This is a genomic window from Mannheimia sp. (genome assembly GCF_056854775.1).
In genome coordinates this window covers 1-4,067 of record NZ_JBXGGI010000037.1, presented here as the reverse complement: position 1 = coordinate 4,067, position 4,067 = coordinate 1, and the positions used below count along the sequence as shown (strand labels likewise).

Annotated in this window: 5 protein-coding genes; all 5 read right to left on the bottom strand. The window is 39.5% G+C overall.

Annotated elements, in window-relative coordinates; translation table 11 throughout:
* A partial coding sequence (groL, locus tag ACJHV0_RS03180; protein ID WP_483133362.1) for a chaperonin GroEL occupies positions 1–1,180 on the bottom strand: 1,180 nt, incomplete at its 3' end.
* A 61-nt stretch (positions 1,181–1,241) separates the two neighbouring features.
* Positions 1,242–1,532: a co-chaperone GroES gene (locus tag ACJHV0_RS03175; protein WP_025236286.1), complete on the bottom strand. Its 291-nt coding sequence runs from the start codon at positions 1,530–1,532 to the stop codon at positions 1,242–1,244.
* A 211-nt stretch (positions 1,533–1,743) separates the two neighbouring features.
* Positions 1,744–2,304 carry a YceI family protein gene (locus tag ACJHV0_RS03170; protein WP_334235975.1) on the bottom strand — a complete coding sequence of 187 codons (561 nt, stop codon included), beginning with the start codon at positions 2,302–2,304 and terminating at the stop codon, positions 1,744–1,746.
* A gap of 140 nt (positions 2,305–2,444) precedes the next feature.
* Positions 2,445–2,855, bottom strand: a complete 411-nt coding sequence (mutT, locus tag ACJHV0_RS03165; protein ID WP_025236284.1) for an 8-oxo-dGTP diphosphatase MutT — start codon at positions 2,853–2,855, stop codon at positions 2,445–2,447.
* A gap of 88 nt (positions 2,856–2,943) precedes the next feature.
* The coding region (locus ACJHV0_RS03160) for a preprotein translocase subunit SecA (RefSeq protein WP_483133361.1) at positions 2,944–4,067 on the bottom strand (1,124 nt) is incomplete at its 5' end.

Below are 4,067 nucleotides of genomic sequence, written 5' to 3'. Positions count from 1 at the left end.
CTTTCTTCTCTTTCATCGCTACTTCTGTTGCCGCACCAACTTTGATAACTGCCACACCGCCGGCTAATTTTGCTACACGTTCTTGCAGTTTTTCTTTGTCGTAGTCTGAGGTTGAATCTTCGATTTGCTGACGAATTTGTGCTACACGACCTTTAATTTGGGTTTCATCACCGATACCATCAATAATCGTGGTGTTATCTTTTGAGATCACCACACGTTTTGCTTGACCTAACTCTTCTAAAGTCGCTTTTTCAAGCTCCATACCGATCTCTTCCGAAATCACAGTACCCGCAGTTAAGATCGCAATATCTTGTAACATCGCTTTACGGCGATCGCCAAAGCCTGGGGCTTTCACCGCAGCTACTTTTACAATACCACGCATTGTGTTCACAACAAGCGTTGCTAATGCTTCGCCTTCAATGTCTTCTGCAATAATCACTAACGGTTTGCCCGCTTTCGCCACACCTTCCAACACCGGTAATAATTCACGAATGTTAGAGACTTTTTTATCCACTAAAAGAATGTACGGATTTTCCAACTCAACCGTACCGGCTTCAGGTTTATTGATGAAATATGGCGATAAGTAGCCACGATCAAACTGCATACCTTCAACCACATCTAAGGCATCTTCTAAACCTGTGCCGTCTTCAACAGTAATTACGCCCTCTTTGCCCACTTTTTCCATCGCTTGGGCAATTAATTTGCCGACGGTTTCATCTGAGTTTGCTGAAATTGTCCCAACTTGCTCGATCTCTTTGGAAGTTTCACACGGTTTTGAAATCACTTTTAATTCTTCAACAACTGCGGCAACTGCTTTATCGATACCACGTTTTAAATCCATTGGGTTCATACCGGCTGCAACCGCTTTCAAGCCTTCATTTACGATCGCTTGAGCTAATACCGTTGCAGTTGTTGTACCATCGCCGGCGGCATCATTGGCTTTCGAGGCAACCTCTTTCACCATTTGAGCACCCATATTTTCAAATTTATCTTCTAATTCGATTTCACGAGCAACCGATACACCATCTTTAGTAATCGTTGGAGCACCGTATGCACGGTCTAATACCACATTACGACCTTTCGGACCTAAAGTTACTTTTACTGCATCAGCTAAAATATTCACGCCTTTTAACATTTTTACGCGTGCATCATTACCAAATTTAACGTCTTTCGCTGCCATTTTTCTTTTCCTTTTTTGATGTGTGTAGGCGTATGTAATACACGCCTACATTACAATTAATTTATTCTACAATCGCTAAAATATCGTGTTCTGCTAAAATTAACACTTCTTCGCCATCAATTTTCTCGGTTTTCACGCCGTAGCCTTCATTGAAGATAACGACATCGCCTACTTTAACCGCTAAGGGTTGAACCGAACCGTTCTCTAAAATTCGACCTGTACCTACTGCAATTACTTTACCACGGGTTGATTTTGTTGCTGCCGAACCGGTTAAAACAATACCACCTGCCGATTTTGTTTCAACTTCTTCACGTTTTAAAATAACTTTATCGTGTAATGGACGAAGTGCCATATTCTGTTCCTCTTATAAATTGATGATTGATAATTCTACGCAAAAAGCGTAACGTCTAACAATATAAAGGCGGATTTTATACTTTCAAGGGCAAGCGGTGAAATTTGTAAAAAATTTTGCAAACTTCACCGCTTGGTGATGGAATTTCAGTCAAATAAAGAGAACGAAAACCATAAAAAAATCCGCACATAAGTGCGGATTCGCTTAATAGTTACTGCTTCGCTGCTTCAATTTGAATTGCAATTTCAACGTCTTTTGTCATACCCACATCAACGAGGTAGTTCATCCCCCATTGAGTTCGGTCAATTGTGGTTACGAAATCGCCGCCACATACTTCAGCTTTTAACATTGGGCTTTGATAGCAGTTGAATTTTGTCGCTTTTAAGATTACCGGATGAGTTTTTCCTAATAAGGTTAAATTACCTTCTACTTCCGTTACTTTTTTATCGGCAAAATAGAATTTGGTTGAAACAAAACGCATTTCCGGAAATTTTTCAACGTGGAATAAATCAGCCGATTTTAAGTGATTGGTAAAATCTTGGCTACTTGCTTGTAAACTGCTTACCGGAATAGTTACATCAATTGAGCCGGTGCCTTTTTCTACATCAAGCTGTAATTCGCCTGTTAAATTGTAGAAACCGCCCACGTTGCTACTTGTACCAAAATGGTCAATGCTAAATCTTGCATTTGCGTGATATGGGTCAATTTTATAAGTTGCCGCATTTGCAGATACAGCAGTAATAGCAGCTGCTAACATAACGATTTTTTTCATAAAAGTTCCTCGCTTTAATTGTCGATTTGTTAAATTTTAGTTAAGGAACTTTTATTCTATCCAAATAAAGATAAGGAATAAATGTGCGTTATGAAAAAAGATTATTTCTTTAAAAGAAAGAATAGCAGATTAAACAACTACTATTCTTGATTTTCTATTTCTGCTTTTAGACGTTTAATCAATTGTGCATTAGCCGGTGGGAAAGCCCCTTCATCTAAATCAGATTGTGCGATCCAAAAGCCCTCTTGCCCTTCTCGACCAAAGGGTTCATTTACCCATTCTTCCACTAAGTAGAAGAAAAACTGAATAATCTTGTTTGGATATTCAAAGCTGAAACTTTCATAGGGAAAAGCACTTAGCACTTGAATACCGATTTCTTCTTCTAACTCACGTTTAAGGGCTTCTTCAGGAGTCTCACTGGCATCAACCTTACCGCCCGGAAATTCTAATGATTGAGCGAAGTCTTGCCCTTCTAAACGTTGGGTCAAATAAATTTGCCCAAATTCGTTGCGGATAATACCGGCTGATACTTGAATAATCGGTTTTGACATAGATTTCCTCTACTCTTTCTATAAACTCAAGCGGTCAGATTTAGACGATAATTTGCAAATTTCTGTCTAAAAATAACCGCTTGTATCATTATGCGTATCTCGCTTTATTGCCGTGACAATGTTTATATTTTTTGCCTGAACCACAAGGGCAAGGATCATTACGACCAATGTTTAAGTTTGCTAACTCTTCATCACTTAAACTTTCAAGATCAACTTGCTGTGCTGGCTCATCGATTGGTGATTGCTCCGCCGCTTTAGCTTCCATTTCTGCTTGCAAACGTTGAGCCTCTTCCACCTCTTCTTGGCTACGCACTTGAATACGGCTTAAAATGCTAATCACATTTAATTTTAAGGTGTTAAGCATATTGGTAAACATTGCAAAAGACTCTTTTTTGTACTCTTGCTTCGGATCTTTCTGAGCATAGCCACGCAAGTGAATGCCTTTGCGTAAGTAGTCCATAGAAGAAAGATGCTCTTTCCATAATTCATCAAGATTTTGTAGCATTACACCTTTTTCAAAATTACGCATTACTTCAGCACCAACTTTCTCTTCTTTCGCTTTATATTCTTCAATAGCGATATTGAGAATACGCTCACGCAAGGTTTCTTCGTGTAGATCTTTTTCGGTTTCTAACCAATGAGAAATCGGTAAATCTAAGCCAAACTCGCGACGTAAACGCTCTTCCAAGCCCGGTACGTTCCACATTTCTTCAATAGATTGAGGCGGAATGTACTCACTGATGGTGCTATCAAATACATCTTGGCGAATAGTTTCAATCATTGATGAAATATCATCAGTATCTAATAAGTGATTACGTTGTTCATAAATCACTTTACGCTGCTCGTTCGCCACATCGTCATATTGTAAAAGGTTTTTACGACCGTCAAAGTTATGAGCTTCTACTTTTGCTTGTGCCGATGCAATTACTTTGGTTAATAGTTTAGATTCCATCGCTTCGCCTTCTTCAGTAAAGGCTTTACGCATCATATTCAATTTACCTTCATTGAGGTAAATTCGCATCAACGAGTCATCTAATGATAAGTAGAAACGTGATGAACCCGGGTCGCCTTGACGACCGGAACGACCACGCAACTGGTTGTCAATACGGCGAGACTCGTGGCGTTCTGTACCGATAATGTGCAAACCACCTGCTTGCATTACCGTGTTGTAACGCTCTTGCCACGCTGATTTAATTTCATCAATTTGTTCTT

What these genes read in the sequence shown, in the direction of transcription:
- mutT (WP_025236284.1), bottom strand. Translation starts at nt 2,855, where the DNA reads ATGTCAAAACCGATTATTCAAGTATCAGCCGGTATTATCCGCAACGAA.
- ACJHV0_RS03175 (WP_025236286.1), bottom strand. Translation starts at nt 1,532, where the DNA reads ATGGCACTTCGTCCATTACACGATAAAGTTATTTTAAAACGTGAAGAA.
- ACJHV0_RS03170 (WP_334235975.1), bottom strand. Translation starts at nt 2,304, where the DNA reads ATGAAAAAAATCGTTATGTTAGCAGCTGCTATTACTGCTGTATCTGCA.